Origin of the sequence: Trichocoleus sp. ST-U1, from assembly GCF_039961835.1 — a bacterium.
Classification (GTDB): domain Bacteria; phylum Cyanobacteriota; class Cyanobacteriia; order Cyanobacteriales; family FACHB-T130; genus FACHB-T130.
This window is the reverse complement of the sequence record NZ_JAMPJZ010000035.1, coordinates 35,482-56,482: the sequence shown is the minus strand read 5'-3', so window position 1 is coordinate 56,482 and position 21,001 is coordinate 35,482. Positions and strand designations below refer to the sequence as shown.

General features: G+C 47.0%; 21 protein-coding genes, 2 tRNA genes and 1 pseudogene. 10 read left to right on the top strand and 14 right to left on the bottom strand.

Annotated features, from left to right (window positions below; translation table 11 throughout):
- Positions 1-200: 200 nt before the first annotated feature.
- The 3 genes from NDA06_RS14395 (at position 201) to cutA (ending at position 2,181) form a co-directional block, all read left to right on the top strand.
- Positions 201-335, top strand: coding sequence for a hypothetical protein (locus tag NDA06_RS14395; protein ID WP_277878444.1), 135 nt, complete (start codon positions 201-203; stop codon positions 333-335).
- A 534-nt stretch (positions 336-869) separates the two neighbouring features.
- Positions 870-1,775: a pentapeptide repeat-containing protein gene (locus tag NDA06_RS14390; protein ID WP_190411915.1), complete on the top strand. Its 906-nt coding sequence runs from the start codon at positions 870-872 to the stop codon at positions 1,773-1,775.
- A 64-nt stretch (positions 1,776-1,839) separates the two neighbouring features.
- A complete protein-coding gene (cutA, locus tag NDA06_RS14385) occupies positions 1,840-2,181 on the top strand; it encodes a divalent-cation tolerance protein CutA (protein WP_190529453.1) in 342 nt (113 codons plus the stop codon).
- Here cutA and NDA06_RS14380 read toward each other — a convergent pair.
- The 3 genes and pseudogenes from NDA06_RS14380 to NDA06_RS14370 all read right to left on the bottom strand — a co-directional run bounded on the left by NDA06_RS14380 (position 2,172) and on the right by NDA06_RS14370 (position 3,666).
- A pseudogene (locus tag NDA06_RS14380) lies at positions 2,172-2,659 on the bottom strand (ADP-ribosylglycohydrolase family protein). The gene cutA and the pseudogene NDA06_RS14380 sit on opposite strands and share 10 nt — an antisense overlap.
- A 117-nt stretch (positions 2,660-2,776) precedes the next feature.
- On the bottom strand, positions 2,777-3,163 hold the full coding sequence (locus NDA06_RS14375; protein WP_199324218.1) for a PD-(D/E)XK nuclease family protein: 387 nt from the start codon (positions 3,161-3,163) through the stop codon (positions 2,777-2,779).
- A 431-nt stretch (positions 3,164-3,594) separates the two neighbouring features.
- A tRNA-Thr gene (locus NDA06_RS14370) sits at positions 3,595-3,666 on the bottom strand.
- A gap of 155 nt (positions 3,667-3,821) precedes the next feature.
- Here NDA06_RS14370 and NDA06_RS14365 point away from each other — a divergent pair.
- Together NDA06_RS14365 and NDA06_RS14360 are read left to right on the top strand one after the other, a co-directional pair.
- A complete protein-coding gene (locus tag NDA06_RS14365; protein ID WP_190430332.1) occupies positions 3,822-4,118 on the top strand; it encodes a DUF3493 domain-containing protein in 297 nt (98 codons plus the stop codon).
- 222 nt (positions 4,119-4,340) lie between these two features.
- Complete coding sequence (locus tag NDA06_RS14360) at positions 4,341-5,114, top strand: FHA domain-containing protein (RefSeq protein WP_339380224.1); 774 nt, start codon at positions 4,341-4,343, stop codon at positions 5,112-5,114.
- A gap of 125 nt (positions 5,115-5,239) precedes the next feature.
- Here the strand turns inward: NDA06_RS14360 and recA are convergent, their stop codons facing one another.
- A complete protein-coding gene (gene recA, locus NDA06_RS14355) occupies positions 5,240-6,319 on the bottom strand; it encodes a recombinase RecA (RefSeq protein ID WP_190411910.1) in 1,080 nt (359 codons plus the stop codon).
- A 712-nt stretch (positions 6,320-7,031) separates the two neighbouring features.
- Here recA and xseA point away from each other — a divergent pair.
- Both xseA and xseB read left to right on the top strand, forming a co-directional pair.
- On the top strand, positions 7,032-8,273 hold the full coding sequence (gene xseA / locus NDA06_RS14350) for an exodeoxyribonuclease VII large subunit (RefSeq protein WP_190986921.1): 1,242 nt from the start codon (positions 7,032-7,034) through the stop codon (positions 8,271-8,273).
- 27 nt (positions 8,274-8,300) lie between these two features.
- Positions 8,301-8,570: an exodeoxyribonuclease VII small subunit gene (gene xseB / locus NDA06_RS14345; protein WP_190986922.1), complete on the top strand. Its 270-nt coding sequence runs from the start codon at positions 8,301-8,303 to the stop codon at positions 8,568-8,570.
- Positions 8,571-8,579: 9 nt separating this feature from the next.
- On the opposite strand, the gene NDA06_RS14340 is transcribed toward xseB, so the two are convergent.
- The 10 genes from NDA06_RS14340 to NDA06_RS14295 all read right to left on the bottom strand — a co-directional run bounded on the left by NDA06_RS14340 (position 8,580) and on the right by NDA06_RS14295 (position 18,000).
- Positions 8,580-9,836 (bottom strand): DNA double-strand break repair nuclease NurA, encoded by a 1,257-nt coding sequence (locus tag NDA06_RS14340; RefSeq protein WP_190986923.1) that lies wholly within the window; start codon positions 9,834-9,836, stop codon positions 8,580-8,582.
- Between the two features lie 127 nt (positions 9,837-9,963).
- Positions 9,964-10,761, bottom strand: a complete 798-nt coding sequence (locus tag NDA06_RS14335) for an HAD family hydrolase (protein WP_190986924.1) — start codon at positions 10,759-10,761, stop codon at positions 9,964-9,966.
- Positions 10,762-10,885: 124 nt separating this feature from the next.
- A tRNA-Gln gene (locus tag NDA06_RS14330) sits at positions 10,886-10,957 on the bottom strand.
- A gap of 381 nt (positions 10,958-11,338) precedes the next feature.
- Complete coding sequence (locus NDA06_RS14325) at positions 11,339-13,150, bottom strand: R3H domain-containing nucleic acid-binding protein (protein ID WP_190986925.1); 1,812 nt, start codon at positions 13,148-13,150, stop codon at positions 11,339-11,341.
- A gap of 180 nt (positions 13,151-13,330) precedes the next feature.
- Positions 13,331-14,563 (bottom strand): circadian clock protein LdpA, encoded by a 1,233-nt coding sequence (locus NDA06_RS14320; RefSeq protein WP_190986926.1) that lies wholly within the window; start codon positions 14,561-14,563, stop codon positions 13,331-13,333.
- A gap of 111 nt (positions 14,564-14,674) precedes the next feature.
- The gene (locus tag NDA06_RS14315) at positions 14,675-15,283 is read right to left on the bottom strand and encodes a VWA domain-containing protein (protein ID WP_190986927.1); all 609 of its coding nucleotides are present in this window, start codon (positions 15,281-15,283) and stop codon (positions 14,675-14,677) included.
- Between the two features lie 135 nt (positions 15,284-15,418).
- On the bottom strand, positions 15,419-16,024 hold the full coding sequence (locus NDA06_RS14310; protein WP_190411903.1) for a VWA domain-containing protein: 606 nt from the start codon (positions 16,022-16,024) through the stop codon (positions 15,419-15,421).
- A gap of 162 nt (positions 16,025-16,186) precedes the next feature.
- Entirely contained in the window at positions 16,187-16,684 is a 498-nt protein-coding gene (locus NDA06_RS14305; RefSeq protein WP_190986928.1) for a hypothetical protein, read from the bottom strand.
- 76 nt (positions 16,685-16,760) lie between these two features.
- Positions 16,761-17,366: a VWA domain-containing protein gene (locus tag NDA06_RS14300; protein WP_348251756.1), complete on the bottom strand. Its 606-nt coding sequence runs from the start codon at positions 17,364-17,366 to the stop codon at positions 16,761-16,763.
- Positions 17,367-17,544: 178 nt separating this feature from the next.
- Positions 17,545-18,000, bottom strand: a complete 456-nt coding sequence (locus NDA06_RS14295) for an NAD(P)H-quinone oxidoreductase subunit N (RefSeq protein WP_190411900.1) — start codon at positions 17,998-18,000, stop codon at positions 17,545-17,547.
- A gap of 1,218 nt (positions 18,001-19,218) precedes the next feature.
- On the opposite strand from NDA06_RS14295, the gene rplC reads away from it, so the two are divergent.
- The 3 genes from rplC (at position 19,219) to NDA06_RS14280 (ending at position 20,885) form a co-directional block, all read left to right on the top strand.
- Positions 19,219-19,857 carry a 50S ribosomal protein L3 gene (gene rplC / locus NDA06_RS14290; RefSeq protein ID WP_190411899.1) on the top strand — a complete coding sequence of 213 codons (639 nt, stop codon included), beginning with the start codon at positions 19,219-19,221 and terminating at the stop codon, positions 19,855-19,857.
- Between the two features lie 100 nt (positions 19,858-19,957).
- A complete protein-coding gene (gene rplD, locus NDA06_RS14285; protein ID WP_190411898.1) occupies positions 19,958-20,596 on the top strand; it encodes a 50S ribosomal protein L4 in 639 nt (212 codons plus the stop codon).
- Positions 20,583-20,885 (top strand): 50S ribosomal protein L23, encoded by a 303-nt coding sequence (locus NDA06_RS14280; RefSeq protein WP_190411897.1) that lies wholly within the window; start codon positions 20,583-20,585, stop codon positions 20,883-20,885. The genes rplD and NDA06_RS14280 overlap by 14 nt, the downstream gene beginning before the upstream one ends.
- Positions 20,886-21,001 lie beyond the last annotated feature (116 nt).

Sequence of the window (21,001 nt, the reverse complement as noted above, 5' to 3'; positions counted from 1 at the left end):
ATCACCTTCTGACGCAGGTCATAACTATAGGGGTTTGCCATGAGCAGCTTGAATAACTTCAGGACAACAGGTGATCTCTACTCTACGTCCTAACTATCTTGGCGGTTGCTATAAGTACCAACGATGGTAAGATTTGGTAGAATGCCGAGCAGAATCAACCGCTATCTCCCCATGAGTGGACGCTCTGGCGTTATTTGTGGATGCCCCAGCAGCCGGGAAATTATACTTTACTTGTTCGCGCAACGTCTTTACGCCAACAGCAGCGACTCAAAGATGATAATCGGATGGATGGTAGTAGTGGCGTTCTGCGAATTCAAGTAAATTTGCAAGCCTAAACGCTAGCCCTTCAGCGATTTAAGACAATTGAGAAATCAGTAACAAACGCGAAGTCTTGTGTCTTTGTTTAAAATAGGTTTTGAGAAACGGATGCTTGTGTAGGATGTATGGCAGTCTTCCCATACACCCAAGCAGAGTAATCTCTGTCATGGATGAATCTTCGCTAGAAAACTATGTTGATTGTTGAATGACACTTCACCTGTCTATAAAAATTAGAGGAATTTATAGATAAACTGACCACCGTATTTTTACGGAAAATGGGTTTTGTAGAGGATTGTTATTAGAAAAATTACTTAATTATTGAGTTTTAAGAAAATATAAAAAAATATTTGTTACATCATCTATTTAAACCTTATAAGGAGGGTAATCTAGAGAAGTAAAATATTGATTAAGGCGTCGGCAAATAACAGATAAAACTGGAATAAAGAAAGATTCTGTTATAAAAACAACCGCAGAAAATGTGGGTATTTAGCCAGGTAAGATTCGTTTCAAGTCTCTTCAACAGTTTATATAAACTAGGGAGCGATCGCGCTATGGAAGTAAGCCATTTACTTAAGCTTTATGAAGACGGACAAAGAGACTTTGCCGGGATTGATCTTAACGGAAGTGACTTGAGGGGAGTGACGCTCATTGGGGTCAATCTCACGGGCGCTAACCTGAGAGGAGCTAATCTGAGTCGAGCTTTCCTAACAAAGTCAGACTTAACGGGTGCTTGCCTAAACTGGGCCGATCTAAGTTTTATCAAACTGAGCGAAGGCAAACTGGTAGAAGCAGACTTGACGAAAGCGAACCTCAGTGGAGCGTTTCTAGTGAAGTCAAAATTGCCTGGAGCCAAACTGAGCGGTGCAAATCTCAGCAGTGCTAATCTTCGAGTAGCTAACCTTTGGGGTGCTAATCTTTGTGGAGCAAATATGCAAAGGATTAATCTGCGGGAAGCAAATCTCAGTGGCGTTAACCTTAGTTGGGCTAATTTGTGCGAAGCGAGACTCACAGGCGCGAAATTGTATGGCGCTTCCTTAAATGGTGTTAACTTCAGAAGAGCTTTCTTAAAAGGATTAGACCTGGGCGGAGTTGATTTAGAGGGAGCCAACCTTAATGATGCCAGACTGAGTGGCGCTAACCTGGAAGGCGCTAACCTAAGCGCAGTAGATCTCAGCCAAGCGACACTGCGTAGGGCCAATCTGAAAGGAGCAGATCTACGGGGAGCAAACCTGGCAAAGGCGTCTTTGGAAGGGGCAGACTTAAGCTGGACGATTCTGAGTAGAGCAAACTTGAGTGAAGCAGATTTGAGTGAGGCAAAGCTGGTAGGAACTAACTTGGAAGATGCTCAAATGAATGGCGCTGTGCTGCCATCAGAACACCAAAACTCATACTCAGAAGCAACTGTTAGTGGTAGTGTGACACCTTTTGAACAACCAGTTAGAGCAATGGTTGGGTAGTTGGGAGAACGCTAACTGATAATTGCTGATAGATTTGGGATTTTTTGTGGACTGGTTACAGGTTATGGATCGGGATTCTGGTACAACTCGTTATGCTGTAGTGTTCGTAACGGCGTCTTCGCGACAAGAGGCAGAAGCGATCGCGCAAAATTTAGTTGCATCCCAGCTAGCGGCTTGCGTTAACTTAATGCCAGTGCATTCTGTCTATACTTGGCAAGGTAAGGTTAACTCAGAAGAGGAATGGCAGCTAATCATTAAAACAGATTTAGCGCACTTCCCCGCCCTCGAAGCCAAGATTCGAGAGTTGCACTCTTATGAAGTACCAGAAATTATTGCTTTGCCAATCTTAGCTGGCTCTCCACCCTACCTTCAGTGGATTTCAGATAATGTGAGAAATTACCTGTAGATAGCTGCTTCCAGACGTGTTGCTAAGTCAAGGATGTCTTCAATCCTGGCAATTTGCTCGATCCATTCTTCTAGAATATTTTCAATACTGTAATAAATTCCTACTAAGCCACCAGTAACGGCAGCAGTGGTATCCGTATCGTCACTTAAATTCACCGCTTTTAGTACCGCTTCGGTATGAGAAGAGCTGCCAATGTCAAAAACTTCGCGGTGGGGAGTCCAGAAATCTCAGTTCAACCAACGATAGAAATAGTTAGCTGTTACATTCGGAGAAAATCCATCATGATTTTGCGAAGCAGAAGATAAGGGAGCTATCATCTGACCAAGTGCCAGCAGGTTGATTATAAGTTCCAGAACCTATCATCTCTGTTACAGGTGACTTCACCGATCGATTTGGTAATAAATTTGACTGGAAAACCCAACGCATCACCGGCATAGGCACCGATCAGCCCTGCTAAAACTTTAGAGCTTCTTTTCATTTCAAGTGTTTTATCCGGACTGCTGATGATTCCAGGGTAGTTGGCGATCGCGACTGTGCGTGCATTCAGTCCGTAGTGATTTAAGAGCTAGCAGGGATGGCATTATCTCAAGGAGAATTAGATGCTTGAAGGCGTCATTGTTCCTCTACGCTGCCAAAATTCCCCAACTCTGCGCTCCCACTGCTGCCAGTAAATCATCATATTATCTGGTTCAAACCAGAACACCTCAGCAGGCATTTCCGGAACCGCTACAACCAGCAAGGCATGACGCAGATGGATACCATACTCTTGGTAAAATTGATTAACTGCGCCCATATAAGCCGCTAACTGAAGCGGGCTATCACGGAGGCGTTCAACTGACCCTTTCGGCTTATCAGCGGTTTTCCAGTCACAGACGCAGGGAATGCCCTTATAACTCGCAACGCAATCCACTCGACCGGCATAACTCAAATCGTAGTGGAAGACAGAACCTTCCACGAGCCTTACCTCGTGAATGTCTTGCAACACCGGCTCTATGCTATCCCAGTAAGGTTTAGCGTGTTGGATCGAATTTTCAACGTTTCAACGACCATCCCAACAGGGGGTGGGTTGATAGCGATCGCTATCAAATGCAAGATGCTGACAGTAGAGGGTTTCAACGACCATCCCAACTAGGGGTGGGTTGAAAGCGGGCAATCTTCTGGGCTTGATCTTTAAATACCCCAAGTTTCAATGACCATCCCACCTAGGAGTGGGTTGAACTGTAGGTGTTAGAGTGGATTGAAAGGAGCATTCGATTCGTGATCGTTGTGCGCTTTGAGTGATAGATATTAAATGACATCAATTTGTCACTGCTGCTTCAGCGACATTAATTTGTCTCAACGACACACAATTCGTCACGACGACAAAAATCTGTCACCAATGACAATTAATTAGTCACTGTACAATTTGATTCAAGCCGATGGGCGGATTTGAACCGCCGACCGTTCGATTACGAATCGAATGCTCTACCACTGAGCTACACCGGCACTGCCGATTTACTATCGTAGCAGGTTTAGATAGAAACTGTTGCACCCAATTTCTGGAAGAAATGCGATCGCGTTCAAATTTATAGCACCAGCCGCCGCTGCTGCCGACCACCATCATGCCAAGATGGATCTAAAGTCGGTGGGGATCGAGACGGATGGTAGACCCAAAATTAAAAAATCGCACCCGCAACATCAAAGGCACTCGGAAAGTCAGTGCTGAACAGTATGCACAACTAAAAGCTGAACTTGCTACTCCCTACAAAGGTCTTAGGCAATTTGTTTATGTGGCGTGCGGCGCTTCTGGCTTTATCGGAGGGATGGTCTTTCTTGCCAAGTTAGCCTCCGGTCGAGAAATTGCCTCAGCCGTGCCTAACTTAGCACTACAAATTGGCGTAGTTGCTTTGATGGTTTGGCTGTTTCGCCTAGAACAAAAATCCCAACGTAAGCCATAAAGCTGATCGTTTCCAGTAATCTTGCGGATTCCTCGAAGGGGTAAGACAATCTAAGCTTGAAAGAAGGGATCTGGTGAGTATTTCGCACCCTGAGAACTTGCGAGTAAAATAGGCTAGATTCAGTTATTTGGCTTAACGACATTCTTGCAGTCTTTGGCTTCCCTTGTTGAAAGCCGATAAGGTTCTGCGTTACTTCATCGGCTGAGCCTCACCTAAGATTAAGTGTCATCCCAACACATGGAACTAGAACAACGCTTGGGTCTATATCAGGTATTCCTTAAGCTCTATGAGCATCATCGTGGTTTACTAGATGAGATTCTGAAGCTAGAAGATAGCGGCAATAAATTTCTTAGTGGCATTGCACCTCGATATATCCAAGGCGTAGCGCAGGAGCAGCAAGTTTATCTAGTCACAAATTTAATAGATGCTAAAACGCAAATGTTGTTTCAGCCGCAGCGAATTTGGACACTGGGGCGGGCGCGTCAAGCTGCCCTACCGATTCCAGATAGACGGTTGTCTCGCAATCATGCAGCGATTCGATATATCGACGATCAGGGGTTTTATCTGGTTGACCTGAATAGTACAAATGGGACTTTCGTTAATGGCGAACCCGTATACAAACGTGTTCTTCTCAAGGACGGGGATCGCATTCGTCTAGGTGGTCTGGCTTTCTCCTTTTTCCTGGGCAATACTATCTGCATGGTGGATAATGTCTCTTCAACCCTAATGGCAGAAATTAATGCGCTGACAAATGCAGAGCAATCGCTTCCGGTTACAGAAGTAGAAACACCTACCTCTCCTACAACAGTTCAGCCTCCCAACACCGAGTGCCAAAAAGAGACTCTACATTTCCTCTCTGGCCCCTCTGCCATTAGAGATCCATTAGTCCCAGTTTTGGAATCTCCTGTAGACCCTCAGCTAACTCCGACTCAGCAATCAGAAATTTTAGACCGTTTTTTCAGTAGACGAATTTCCGATCCAGGCACACAAAACTAAACTTTATAAGAATTTATACGAAAAACCCGTTTCCAATAAGAAAACGGGTTTTTTTATGTGTAACAGTAGCCCTAAGCTTCCCAAAAAACGATTTATAGGGTAGACTCGCCCACCCTACAGCGCTTTTAGTCGTCTAAAAGTTCTTCCTCTAACTCTTCGTCTTCGGCGTCAACTCGCGTGACAGAGTTGGCAGGAACAACTGCCCCCATCTCTAGCTTTTGACGTACCTTTTGCTCAATTTCTTGAATTAATTCAGAGTTTTCTTCCAGGTACTTAATGCTGTTATCCCGGCCTTGGGCAATATTATCACCGTTGTAGCTATACCAAGCTCCTTTACGGGTAATGACCCCAGTTTGTTCTGCCAGGTCAACCATACACCCTAATGTCGAGATTCCCTTGCCAAAGATAATGTCAAACTCTGCGACGCGGAAGGGCGGGGCGACTTTATTTTTGGCAACTTTAACTTTAGCTCGGTTACCAAACTCTTCGTTGCCTTTTTTCAGCGTTTGAATCCGACGAATATCCAAGCGCACTGAAGCGTAAAACTTTAAGGCATTACCACCAGTGGTTGTTTCTGGGTTGCCGTAGGTGACGCCAATCTTTTGTCGCAGCTGGTTGAGGAAAACGACCGTACAACCAGATTTACCGATGTTTCCGGTAATTTTGCGAAGAGCTTGACTCATCAAACGGGCTTGCAAACCCATGTGGGAATCCCCCATTTCGCCTTCAATTTCAGCGCGAGGCACCAAAGCAGCTACCGAGTCAATGACCACGATATCCACTGCCGCAGAGCGAACTAGCTGATCGACAATTTCTAAGGCGGCTTCTCCGGTGTCGGGTTGAGAAACCAAAAGATTGTCAATATCAACGCCCAGTACGGCTGCGTAAGCGGGATCTAGGGCGTGTTCAGCATCAACAAAAGCAGCAACTCCTCCTAATTTTTGCACTTCAGCGATCGCGTGCAAAGCGAGGGTTGTCTTACCAGAACTTTCCGGGCCATATATTTCAATCACCCGTCCCTTCGGCAAGCCACCGCCCAAAGCTAAATCCAGGGTCAGCGCTCCAGTGGAAATTGTTTCCACCTTCATGCGGGTGGCATCTCCTAGGCGCATAATTGCTCCCTTGCCAAAGCTGCGCTCAATTTGGTTTAGCACCAGGCTCAGGGCTTTGTCCTTGTCGGGATTGTTCGTGATTTGGATAGCCATTAATGCCTCAAGAACAGAATCAGGTGTGGTGAGATTTTTTTCACACTTAGCAAAAATTGCTTTTGTGTGGGCTTCTCCGCCTCGCGGACTGGAGTTTCCTGCTTCGATGGCTGGTTGTGATAGTAGAAATGTCTAACAAGACATCCTTACAGCCTCCACAGGCAGAAACGATGGAATCCACCGCCTTTTGATACAAAATGAATGCTGGTTTTAGCCACTTGCCCACTCAGGTTTACCAAGTTTTTGGCTTTGTAAGTGAGTAGGAAATTTCCACTAACTAGGGTTACTTCAACGATTGGCACCGAAACTTAAAATTGTCCCAAATAGCGACAAATTTTAGTTTCAGATATTTTATTATATCACTTTTAGCGACAAATGAGAGCCGCAAGTGCCCTTACATCAAGCTTTACACGGATGGGGGAACCCCCTAGCTAGGCTCGTGACAGGAATCTCTATTGTAGTTCAAATGTTCTACTTTTACCCAACACTGAGAGAGAAAATCGGTCAATAAATAAACGTCTAGCCTGTTTTAAGCAACAAGTGGGATTTGCGATCGCCACTTTGGTCACGTCAGTTTTGTCAAAAGTCAACGAATGCAGCCGAGTCTCGCTAATCTAGAGACAGAAACTGTAAATGGCTTGATCTAGGCTTATTTGAGCATCCTCCGCGTTTCCTGATGCCTCAATTCCTATATTTTCCTTATCTTTCGGCGATGAACTATTATCTTTCCAATCAGCTGGTTCCAGATACAGCTGTATCGGTGGCTGGGTTAACGTCTTATTTGCAACTGCTGTTAGAGCAGGATGAACAACTACAGCAAGTCTGGGTGACAGGTGAAGTCTCCAGCGCCTCTCAGTATCGCAGTGGACTATTCTTCACCCTGCAAGATCCGGATGCTAAGGCGGCAATGAGTTGTGTGATATGGAACAGTCAGCTAAATAAGCTGATGCAGCTGCCGGTGCAAGGAGAGCAGTTGATTGTTTTGGGCAGTATCCGAGTTTATCCCCAGCGAGGACAGTACCAGCTGATTGTCTGGCAGGCGCTACCAGCGGGAGAGGGGTTACAGGCATTGCGCTATCGCCAGCTGCGAAATCGGTTGGAGGCAGAAGGATTGTTCGATCCAGAACGCAAGCGATCGCTCCCCACTCATCCCCAAACCATCGCTGTTGTCACGTCGCCACAAGCTGCTGCCTGGGGAGATATTCAACGCACGCTCAAGCAACGTTATCCGGGTTTGCAAGTTTTATTTTCACCGGCGTTAGTTCAGGGCGAACAAGCCCCAGCATTGATTGTCTCGGCGATTGAGCGAGTGGAACGGGATGGTCGCGCTGAAGTTTTAATTTTGTCGCGCGGGGGTGGTGCGGTTGAGGAGCTAGCTTGCTTCAATGATGAACGGGTAGTGCGAGCGATCGCAAATTGTTCGATTCCCGTGATTACTGGCATTGGTCATCAGCGAGATGAATCTTTGGCTGACTTAGTTGCCGATGCTTATGCTCACACTCCCACCGCCGCCGCCGAACAAGTGGTTCCAGAACTGGCAAGTCTTTACGCAGAACACCAGGAACGTGTCCTCGCCTTGACTGAAGCCGTAAATCAACACATGGAAAACGCTCAAACACAATTGCAAAGAGTGCGAAGCCGCTTGGGGCGGATTCCGTTAGACCGACAAATTCACCAAGAAAAACAAGCGATCGCTTGGAAACGTCAACAACTGTTACAAGGAACAGCGCGACATTTAGCGCAGGCAAACCAACACTGTCAGATGCTCCGACAAAAGCTAGCCACACTTGACCCCGAAAGCGTTTTGCAACGAGGTTATGCAGTAGTCCGACAACAAGATGGTGCGATCGCGCGTTCCACAGAAGGACTGGCACTCGGACAGGAACTACAAGTTCATCTGGGCACAGGACAAATTAAAGTCAAAATTAGTGAAATTATAAATAGCAAGGAGTAGCTATTTCACGCAATACGGGTATTTTTTATGAGCAAACGCACCAACACCACCGACGGTTCAAGCGATCGCCGCATCAATACCCAATTTCCGAAAGATTGGAACTACGAAGCGACGGTTGCCAAAGTTGAAGGGATCATTCGGCAAATTGAAGCCGGAAAACTAGAACTTGCCGACGTTTTTGAAGAATTTACCGCTGCGGTAGAATACTTGCGCCAATGTGAAATCTTTCTGCAAGAGCGGCAACAGCAGATGAATTTATTAATTGAGACCCTGGCAGACGAGCCAACGTCCTTTTGAGAGATGCCATCAGGCGATACTACCGCGCTTCCTGGCTTCTTTATAGGAAGTCCCGACATTTCTCAAACCAGCCTTAATCATTTGTTGTTCGAGTAAGGCAAAGAAACGAGCGCGATCGCCCCCTCGCACGACTGCCTGATTGTGTGCCTCTGCAAGCGCCACCGGATAGCCATAACCCTTCTGCACCTGAGCCAACATCAAGCTGAGCGAAACATCCAGCTTCTCTGGATTCTCCGCCACCCAAGCGGGAACTTCCACGCGAGCAATTTCAGTCCCGACATGGACGTAGCAGAAGTAGATTTGATGGGCACCGTACAACTCCAGAATTCGTGCAGAACTGCGCCATAGAGGACTGCGTTGACCAGGCTGCAATTGAGACGCCCAGAGGGCAGTATCCCGCAAGGGATCGAAAACCTGGCAGGGTGCCCGGTCAAACTGACCAGGACAATGAGTCATACAGTCGGGAACTGGATGCGGACAGGCTGGCAAACGCAGGAAGTTCAGTGCTTCGCTGCTGCGAGAAGCGCTCAGGTAGCCCATAATTGGAATCCCCGTATCGCGTAGAACATCCCAAGCTTCCAGAATCGGAGGCAAAATATGGTCGCGGGCTTCCCCCGGTAACTGCTCTAGAAACCAATAAATTAGCGATCCATCTACCATTGCTAAGGCAGGGATTGGGGATTCGGGATCGGGAATTGAAGATGGAATTTTCGATTTTCTGTTTCCGTTTCCCTGTCTTGACGTGACTTGTGAAGGTCGGTTAATCCAGCTAGCAGCCAATTCTGCCAGCACAGACGCCTCCGAAGCCGTGCGTCGATAGCCCATCCATTCCTCAGGGCGAATTCCCCACTGGCGGGAAATATATAGGTCTTCCGAGCGATAAAAGACTTCTGGCAGGCTATCTAAGAGCGGATACAAGCTTTGTCCGTAATGCAGCACCACCCGACCCACATTAATCAGATAGCAGTAGGCAATTTCATGGTGACTCGGAGCAATCTGAGACCCGTCTGTAGCAATAATCGTATGGACAGCCGGAGGGGTAGGAAGGTCAATGGCAGTGCTTAGAGATTCAATGGGTGCGGCTGCTGCAAACCCCAAGCGATCGCGCCACTTTTCTTGCAGATGTACTAAATCTGCCTGAGACTTTTGAGCCAGCGTCAGTAAGTGCTGGGCGCGTTCCAAGCGTTGGCGACTGGCAGCAGCCTCTACCGTCAGGTGTTGACTAATCCCCTGCATTTGCCGCGCGAGTTTGGTTAGGTCAAGCATAGTCAGCTATCCGCTTTTCGCCTATCAGCTCTCAGCTTAAAGCATGAAACATCAAGGCGATCGGGATGAATTTATAATTTACACTTGATACTTCTTCATCCCTTAACCTTGGGTTCCCTTTTCTCATCTAAGCCCAAGCCGAGAAATCTTGAGCAAACTGAGACAGAGATAAAAGCTGAATTCGCTCCTGATACGCGACCGACTCTCGTTGAGCAGCAGTATTGTAGCCCCAATCGGCAAGAAACAGCTTGATATCATTGAGGTCTGGTTGCTGTTGCACAGTTTGCAGAGTTTTCAAGCGATCTTCCACAAACCAAAGGTGAACCGACGAATCGCTGCTGAGTTCGCGCAAAATTTCGTACTTAGGACGCCGATTTTCTTTCCCAATAATGCATCGATCGGGTAGTTGGATACCCTGTTGCTGCAACAACTGGCGGACAAAGCGTCCCTCTTTGGTAGTGACGATGTACGTTTGGACGGGTGTATCTGGAAGCGATGCCTTCTCCGATTCCATCCGATGCATTTTTTCAACAACACCTGGATAGAAACGATGCAAGGCTAGCCAACCCTCTAAATCCCTATCAATCCACTCATCCCGGATACGATCGAGCTTCGTGCCGATATCAGCCGCATTCAAATTATCTTCTTGCAAGATTTGCTGAGCCACCCCTGACCAATCTTGCAACATCTTTTCGTCAGGAATGCCCAATATTAGCGCCCGGATTGCCACCGGCATTTCCCAACCGATTTCTATAATCGGTCGTCGCTGGTAGAAACTTTCAGCCAAACCATGTGGAGGTGTGAGATTAGGCGGTGCCCAAATTTGACAGTAGGTGCGCCAAGCTGTCTGAAAATACTCGATTAGCCCGTCACAGATAACACCGTCAAAGTCAAGGGCGAGAATATTTGGATAACTTGCACGCATGGTTCTAAAGCCGCAATCTTTCGGTTTATCTTGGCACAATTTGCCCAACAAGCCCAATAACCAGTAGAGACGCGAGCTATCGCGTCTCTACTAGGTTTCTCAAAACTTAGGTTTCAAAATTTAACTGGGGTGCAAGGATTCGAACCTCGGAATGGCTGGACCAAAACCAGCTGCCTTACCACTTGGCGACACCCCATCGCATCAACCTTCGTTATAGTAGCAGTTCCTACTAGGGAATTGTCAACCATTTTTAGGAAATTTCTCTTAAATCCTTCTTCATCAGTAGATAAATGGTGAAGACTCAGTATGGATTTTTGGAAATTGACGCATAGAAAAGGCTTCTTGAACGCTTACCAGTTAAACAGTGTGGCTCTCCTAGCCAGCTTCTCCCCCTCTTATGGAAAGCGTGCCGGGAAAGTGTTTTAGCTTTTTCGACATCTTTACCTCCTCGAAACCCATATAGGGTGTTGCACAATCATGCGATGATTTTCTTTTAAACTCCGCGCTACCTCGTCTTTGCGCCAGATAATCATCTTTCTACTGTGCAACGCCCCATATAGATCCACAGCTTTTTCGATTAGGCGGGATAAATTCGCAGCCGTCGGTTCGGTTCTTCCCCAAAACTGTCAGAGTTGAGGCGATAGTGTTCGACGAGTTCGTGTTGCATTTTACGAACTTTAGAAGAACGCGGCAGGAGTTCCACCGGCTGTCCTTTGGGAATCACGATTTGCTCCACGGCAAGGCGGGCTTCTTCGAGAGCCTCAATCTCGTCTTCACTACCGCTACTAGTAAATAAGCTGAGTTCGGGGACATCTAGAACCTGAGAGTCATCCATATCCAGCAGACGCCTTAGGGCGCGGGTAATCTGGGGAATGGTACTTGCCTTAATTGCATGGATGGGAACCTGACGGGCTTTGGCAATATGTCGTAGCTTGGAATGGTTTTTTACGTGCGACCGAATCGCCAAAACTGCATCCGCGCTATCCATATCCTTCGTCAGCAAGATGGGCAAATTCAGCACCCGAATGACTTGCTCTAATTGTTGGCTGCTCACCCCATAAGGATAAACGTGCAATGGCAACTCTTCGCCATTTGGCCCCACAAAGGTTTCATTTCCGATCGCCTGAGGTTGATGCCAAGATTGATCCAGCATCTGCTCAAAAGAAGGTGCAAGGTTAGAAGAGACAGGCAATGAAGTAGAGGCAGCTTCTTCTCCTCTAGCTAATAGGTTTTGCGGTTCTGCCCTCATGCCTCGCGTTGATTCTGACTGCATTGGTAATGGAGTCATTTGCCCAGAAGCCCGCCAGCCCATTGGTCGCGGTGGGGCGTCGTGGGTGGAGGATATACGGCTACCTCCGCTCATCGCTGGTCGCATGAGTGACGGTGCTTGGGGGGTCTCATGGGTAATCGTAACTTCCCCAGTCTCGCTGGTTGTCCTAACTTGATAACCCGGCTGACGCCCCCGCAGCAGGGTGTCAACGGTATCGGCAACACTTTCATGTACCACCCAGCGCTGCCGTTCTAGCATTTCAACAGCAATTTCAAAGGTTGGCGGGGCTTTGCGTTCCAATACCGTCTTTTGGCTACCCCGGCGTCTGGCTTCGTCATCTCCCAGAGTTACGGCCTGAATGCCACCCACTAAGTCAGATAACGTTGGATTTTTAATCAGATTTTCAATCCGATTTCCGTGAGCTGTACCCACCAGTTGAACACCTCGTTCAGCAATCGTTCGAGCTGCCAAGGCTTCTAGTTCTGTGCCAATCTCATCAATGACGATGACTTCTGGCATATGGTTTTCCACTGCCTCAATCATGACTTGATGCTGGAGTTCGGGACGGGCGACTTGCATCCGTCTAGCTCTACCAATTGCTGGATGAGGAACGTCACCATCCCCAGCGATTTCGTTGGAAGTGTCGATAATGACAACTCGTTTCTGTAAATCGTCGGCTAAAACTCTGGCGATTTCCCGCAGTGCTGTTGTTTTGCCAACACCGGGACGCCCCAGCATCAGAATCGATTGACCTGTTTCTACCAGGTCGCGAATCATGCCGATGGTGCCAAACACGGCTCGACCTACCCTCAAGGTAAGACCAATGATCTCGCCGCTTCGGTTGCGGATAGCGCTAATCCGGTGCAGAGTTCGCTCTAGCCCTGCTCGGTTATCCCCACCAAAATTTCCTACCCGGTCTACACAATAATTCAGTTGTTCTTTCGATACTGGCGTTTCGGAGAGATACTCTGCCTGTTTAGCAAACCGAGCCTCTGGAAGACGCCCCAAGTCTAGGACAACCTCAACTAACTTATCCCGTCCCGGATGCTGCTCTAAAGGTTGCCGAATTTCATTCGGTAACACGTCCAGTAATTTCTGGAGATCGTCTGTAATCTGCATTCTTTGTACAGTGACGTTTTTATCCACAATCGGTGATTTAAATAACTGATGTTTGTTCTTTACCTGGGAAGCGTTGCAGGTTGGCGATCGCAAGGTTGAAAAGTCGCTTTTTGCAAATCGTCAATCTTTTAACCTCCAACCTTTTAATCGATGACATATCTGAAATCGCGCTTCTACTGGCTATTGGGAAAAGGTTTTGAGTTGAGAAACTAGCGAGTGAGCAAGAGCAACAGCTTGCCAGAGTAAATCCGGCTTTTCTTCCAAGCGTCCAGGTAAGGGTGTTTGACTTGACGCGGAGGCATTCCCACCTACTTCGTTTATATTCATTTTTTCTAATTCATCCAAAATGGGTGATAACAAAACACGAGCGTAGCTGCCATAAGCAATCCCGGCGATATTGGGGGATTGAGCGGGAAAAGTTTGAGTTGGTTTGGGCGGGTTTTTCGTTGATCCCTGGTTCCCTACAGGGATGCTTGATAGAGATGCCCTTCCGACTTTTGACTCTTGGACTTCTGGCTTTTGGTGGTTGTTGAGCAGTCCCATTGTCCTAAGTTTGCCAACAGTGTGGCGATTAGTGCCTCCTGCTAACTGCACATATCCGGGCAATCCCGCAGTTAGAACTTTTTGACCTAACTTTACAGCAGCTATCGTTGTGCCATCGCCAATATCGCCACTCATAGGACGCCCATCTGTTTGCCAGATGAGAGGACAAGGTAGGGGTGCCATCAATTCGTATAGCGCTCGGAGGTAATCAAGCATCGCTTCACCATCTGGACAACTAATGGCTAAAAGCTTGAGCTGGTTTACCCAAGGCGCGATCGCACTCCAGAGTCGTTTAAAGTCTTCTACTCTGCCAACTTGCGTGTGAATTTCTAAGGCATCTACGCCGCTTTGAAATACCAAAGGTGCGATCGCTTCCGGTGCGGATACATAAGAACGAGTATAAATTAAATTATTTGGGCATACGGGAATACACCGTCCGCAGCCATAACAACGTTGATCGATCACCCCTGAAAAACCGTTCTGGCCAAAGTCAAAAGCGATCGCATCAGCCGGACAAATACTTTCACAAGGTCGCCAGCAATCTGCTGGACACTCAGTTGAGTTAAATTCAGCTTTTCGGAAATGAGGATCTTCCCCATCATTTAGGCTGACCATCAGCCACGGCAAACCTTCTACGCAATAGCCGCGATCGCGGGCGGCATCGGCAAGGGTAGCCGCAGCCTTTATACCTTCTTTCGCCGCAGCAATAACTGCTGGGTCAGCGGCAACATCGATACAGTCAGCCCCAGCAAGGGTATATGCCAACGTAAGATTTCGGACGGCAGGGAGGTGTTGGAAACTAGCTCCGCAAATGAGCTTAAACCAGTGACCCTCTCTTAAGGAACGCAAAGGATAGTAGGTATCAGTCACCCTTATATGCTAGTGCGTTCCCGGATAAATGGGGAGATCCAAGTAGCAAAAATTAGGGGAGTTTTCACCACTCCCCCTTTCATAGAAACCGTAAGCATCAGGGGTTTGCCTTTAGTCAGCGATCGCATTGAGCAGCACTTCCGCCAAGGTCATATCTGCCATATCATCCAGCGTTATCGTGTCGCAGATATCAAACTTTGCCCCTGCACCTTGTAAGTCATCATCCAACGCCTTTAAAAACCGAGCTGCTGTAGCGTCTGACCCTACTTGAATCATCGAAATCGCCAGTTCTTCATCGCGTTCCATCTGTCGGGACGCCTCAATAATCGCCCGCATCACGCCTTTTCGGTCATCGGGTTCACCATCTGTGACCACCAAAATGGTTTCGCCACCCACCTTAGTCTGACCGGCTGCTTTCCGCTGAAAGTAGGCAGTGATCGCATCTTGTAATACACCTGCTAAATTAGTTGTGCCAGCCGGGTCGTTTTCTTGAAAAATTTGTGCGACTTTACTGGAATTCACATTCTCATAGCGTTTAAATCGGCTGGAAAATAAGTAAACTGTGATCCCATCCGGGTCAAACTGTTCGCATTTTCGCGCCAACGCCAAGGTAGACTCTTGTGCCGCATCCCAGCGGCTTCTGCCTCCCGGCTGGTCTGGCGTAGACATACTGCCGCTTTTGTCAATAATTAACGTATAATCCCGATCTTCTGCGCTCATTAGCTAATCTCCCCATTATTTTTTTAGATCGAATGACTTGCTGCTGATTCCGCAACAAAATTGCGATTAAATACTGGCAAGCAAAATTTTGGATTTCAGATATGGAATCCAAAATCCAAAATAAACAGACAGCACCTAGTCGTTAATGGCGTTGAGCAACACTTCCTGTAAAGTCATGCCCTCCATGTCATCCAGCGTTACAGTGTCGCAAATATCAAACTTTGCCCCGGCACCTTGCAAATCATCATCCAAGGCTTTCAGAAACCGACTCGCCGTTTGATCCGAACCCACTTGAATGAAGGAGATGGCTAATTCTTCATCTCTATCCATTCGGCGAGAGGCTTCAATAATCACCCGCATCACGGCTTTGCGGTCATCGGGTTCACCATCTGTAATCACTAGAATTGTCTCGCCATTTGGCTTAGTCTGACCAGCCGCCTTCCGCTCAAAGTAGTTGTCAGTGGCGTTTTTCAAGACATCGGCAAGATTCGTAGTGCCAGAGGGATCGTTTTCTTGGAATATCTGCGCTACCTTGCTAGAAGTCACATTATCAAATCGCTTAAACCGACCGGAAAATAGGTAAAGCGTAATCCCATCGGGATCGAACTTTTCACATTTTCTCGCCAACGCCAGAGTAGATTCCTCTGCGGTTTCCCAACGGCTTCTACCGCTCGGTGGCTCTGGGGTAGACATACTCCCGCTTTTATCGATGATTAATGTATAGTCACGGTCTTCTGCCACAGATCCTCCTTCCACCAAAGATAACCTCCAGTGTTTGTCAAGATTTCCCAATCTAGCGTAGCCCACCTGCTGTGACTATCTAGTTGGATTAGATAAAAGAAATATAAAAATTTCTACAGCAGAGAGGGGCGTAAATATTTGTCTGGTGATCGCTGCTGGCTTCTACGGCTTAGTCTCCCGCAAGGCTTGCAAATAATCAATCGCCGCCTCAAGTTTAGAGGGATATGCATCGGCAAACTCTTCAAACCAAAGACCTTCTTCTGAAAGTGGCTTTAAATTTTTCAGCCATTCTCGCGCTTGGTTTTTGAATACTTCCCGTTGTTTCTGCCTTAGTTGCTCCTGTTTGAGTTGTTCTTCTCTGAGTTGTTGCTGTTTTTTTAGCTGTTCTGTACGTTCTTGTTCTTCAAACTCAGCCCTAATTTGAGCCAGAACAATGTCTTCAGATGAGCTAATCGGCTCGTTTTGCCATTTTTGCCGGGGCAATTTCGGAATTGCGTTTGCAGCAAGCGGGAGGTTCGCAGAATGATTTTGTAAGAAGTTCGCTGGTTGCGGTTTGACTGGTTCTTCTTTCAGTTGTGGCGGTTTTTGCAGTTCTTTTGGTTTATCTTTTGTCTCATACTCAGCTTTGACTGCCGCGAGTATGTCATCGATTGATTCCATAATTTTGGACGCCTCTAGAGAGATTTTAGATTTCTCTTCACGATCAAAATCCCAAATCCCAAATTAGACTTTGAACTTAGTCAATAATGGCATTGATCAACACTTCCGTTAGGGTCATGTCCTCCATGTCATCCATCGTGACTGTGTCGCAGATATCAAACTTTGCCCCAGCACTTTGCAGTTCATCATCCAGCACTTTCAGAAATTTTGTTGCCTGCGCGTCTGTGCCAACTTGGATAAAGGAAATCGCGAGTTCTTCATCCCGATCCATATGGCGCGACGCTTCAATAATTACCTTCATTACCGCTTTCCGGTCATCCGGTTCCCCATCTGTGACGACTAAAATGGTATCTCCATTGGGCTTGGTTTGTCCTGCTGCTTTACGCTGGAAGTAGTTATTCGTCGCATCTAGAAGGACTGCCGCTAAGTCAGTGCGTCCAGACGGTTCGTTTTCGCGGAAAATTTGTGCAACTTTACTGGCGTTTACATTGTCATAGCGTTTGAATCGACCGGAAAATAGATAGATAGTGATGCCATCCGGATCAAATTCTTCACATTTACTGGCTAAAGCGAGAGTAGACTCCTGCATCATGACCCAGCGGCTTTTCCCGCCTGACTGGTCTGTCATCGACATACTGCCGCTTTTGTCAATAATTAATGTATAGTCGCGGTTTTCTACCATAAGAGTTTGCCTTATTTGCTTACTTCTTTAAAGGTATCAAAATCCTCTAGCCGAGCTAAAACGTCTGTAGGTCATAAAGCTTGACTATTCAGACGTTCCAGCTCGTTTTAGCTCGACATGACTTAGAGCTACACCCAAGCATTGGTGCGACCCTAAGATTGGATTGACTGACGCGGGTTTAAGCAGCAGCGATCGCGTTTTTAAGCGGTGTCCAGCGGAAAGCGCGATCGCCTCCCATTTCTACAGCAATCTTTAGGCGTGGTTCTATACTTGGCAAGGTGGTTAAATATTCCACTTCCTCACGGGACAATACGTGTCCTTCAATTATCCACAGCACCAGTCCCTTCGATTTGGGAGGTAGTTGTTCCAACTGATAGGTCACGATAGGTGGCACGTAGTAAACACGAATGTCTTTCTTGCCCAAATGCGCGGGACGAACGCCGTGTACGCCAGTTAAATACGTTGCTACGTCGCCGAGTCCCCGTGCTGATAGGCTTAAAGTGGTATAGCCAGCTGCACGCAACCGCCGCTGGTAACGCCCTTCAAACCCTCCTTCTAAGGGTACATACGTTCCTAAAGCACCTGACTTTTCCAAGTCTTTGACGAATTGATTGCCGATGGTGATCAGTGCCATATTTTTATGTTCTACCCAGCTTTAAGTTTTGTTAATTGCTGCTGGCAATTTATTATAGTTGGGCGCTGAGGAACCTATCAACTTTAAGCAAAAAGCAATGTGCAACAAAAGCTTTGAAAATTTTAGTAAGGTTGCACTTTTTCCAGACAGTGTTGAGTTTTGAGCCTCGTTTGAACATAGGCTTACAGACAATCGAGGTTAAACTGTTTGGGCGATCGCGCTTTTTGTGGAGATGCGATCGCTACGTAGAGCTGTAAAGATTTGACTTATTTTGACTCAACATCTACTCAAAATAAGTGAATAGGCTTCTCGTGAAGATGGAATCGCAATCGACCTAATCCCAAAAATCATGTACTGGTAATCCCTTATTGCGCTTTAATACCACAGGTCGGAAAAAAAAAGCTCAAACAGGTAACGTTAAACGGCTGAATCTATGCTTGAAAGCCAGCTTGCTTCTATCCGCAATCTCTTGTAGTCCTTTTAACTGTAGGGAAAATGTCGCCGGAGTTGTAATACAGTGTTTACAAATACTGTGCAAACACATTGTGAAATGCTATAACCGACCTAAGTGCGGGTCGTTGGTATGCGATCGCCTTCTTCCTTATCTATCCGTAAGCCGTTAACTGGACAGTTGTCTTCTGGATCTGGAGTTGCACGACAAGCGAGGCAGACGATCCAGCAGACCGCTAAATTTTTTTGGCACAATTGCTAGACAAGTTGTAACAAATCGTTTATAGTTAACGATTGTGATCAAAATTCGAGCAGCTATTGCCGCTGAAGTTGAAATCGAGTCCAGGGACAGCACGCCTTGCGAGTGAAAAACTATTGAGTCTTTCTCATAAGAGGTTAGTGCCCCCAAGCGAGCGTAAAGCAACAGAGACATCGATTTCAGGATTAGCGACGATCTAGAAGGTTTCTTGAGAAGAACCCTTTTCAGCCGGAAAAAGCCCTTTCGCTTTCTCGGATACTGGATGGCTTGCCACCTAAGTCCCCGCGAATATAGGCAACGCGCTTCTAGCGCTTACCCGACCGTCGAATAGCTTCATCCCAGCTAAAGAAAAAGCCTAAGTTAGGCTGACTTGAAAGCTTGCCTCTCTCAATCCGAGGATGCGCCCCAGCTGGCTGGTTTGATAACAACGTTTGTTGGAGCAAGCGGATTTACGAAATACTCGTAATCCCGCCTCTTTGTACTGTGTAAAAAGGAGAGACCAGAAAGCCGTGTCTGTTGGTATCCTCGGCACCAAACTCGGCATGACCCAAATATTTGACGAAACAGGAAAAGCAATTCCTGTGACGGTCATTCAAGCAGGGCCATGCACCGTTACGCAAATTAAAACCAAAGCAACAGATGGCTATACTGCCGTCCAGCTTGGTTATAAAGAAGTCAAACCCAAGAGTTTGAACAAGCCTGAATTGGGTCACTTGGCAAAATCAAGCGCTCCTCCCTTGAAAAAACTGCGAGAGTATCGCTTTGAGAATGTGGGAGAGTTTGAGCTAGGGCAAGAACTCAAACCAGATATTTTTACTGCGGGTCAAATTGTGGATGTAATCGGCACAAGCATCGGAAAAGGCTTCGCCGGTTATCAAAAACGCCATAACTTTAAGCGAGGACCCATGTCCCACGGTTCCAAAAACCACCGTCTACCTGGTTCGATCGGTCCTGGAACCACACCAGGGCGTGTTTATCCTGGTAAGCGGATGGCAGGTCGTCTAGGTGGCACGCGCGTTACCGTTCGCAAATTGACAGTAGTGCGGGTAGACGCAGAACGCAATTTGCTACTGATCAAAGGAGCGGTTCCTGGTAAGCCAGGGGCGCTGGTTAATATTGTTCCTGCCAAGAAAGTAGGTCGAAAGTAGTCATTTTCTAAGGTCAGGCTGGCTAATCGCTAAGAGCTTTTGATACTTAGCAATCTTCAATTAGCAATTAGCAATTAGCAACGAACAAAGGACAACGGATATGGTTAACTGTGTAGTACGAAACTGGAACGGGGAAGAGGTCGGACAGGCAACTCTAGAATTAAAAGTTGCTAAAGAAGAGAATGCGGCTCATATCGTCCACCGAGCCTTAGTAAGGCAACAGGCGAATGCTCGTCAAGGCACAGCCAGCACCAAAACCCGCGCGGAAGTTAGGGGGGGAGGTCGTAAGCCTTGGCGTCAAAAAGGGACGGGTCGCGCTCGTGCTGGGTCGATTCGTTCACCACTGTGGCGAGGCGGCGGTGTCATCTTTGGTCCTAAGCCAAGAGACTATGATACAAAGATGAACCGGAAGGAACGGCGTTTAGCACTGAGAACCGCCTTCTTTAGCCGAGCTGAAGACATGATTGTGGTGGAGGAATTTGCTGACAAGTTGCCTCGGCCTAAGACTAAAGAATTGGTAGAAGCGATCGCACGTTGGGGCGTCCAACCAGATTCTAAAGTCCTGCTGATCCTAGCTGAACGGGAAGAAAACGTTTATTTGTCAGCCCGGAACGTTGCCAAAATGAAGATCATCCCTGCCACCCAATTGAATATCTTTGACCTGTTGGCAGCTGACAAAATCGTGACAACGCCATCCGCCCTTGCCAAAATTCAGGAGGTTTACAGTGAGTCAGTATAACCCCCGCGAACTTGCGGATCTGGTGTATCGACCGATCGTAACTGAAAAGGCAACTCTGCTGATGGAGCAGAACAAGTATGTCTTTGAAGTTGTTCCCAAAGCGACTAAGCCAGAAATTAAAGCAGCAATTGAAGACCTCTTTAAAGTAAAGGTTGTGAGTGTGAACACCCTTCGCCTACCGCGCAAAAAGCGTCGCGTCGGCAAATTTGCAGGGTTTAAGCCTCAGTACAAGCGAGCAATTGTAACTCTGGCAAGCGGAGAAACCATTACCCTCTTCCCAGAAGTTTAATAAGTTGGAAAGTTGGAAAGTTGAAATTTTAAATTTTAACTAATTTCAACCATCTCAACGGAAAGCCGCCCTACAAGCGTCTTCAAACTTCAACCTTCAAACCTCTTTTTTAAGTT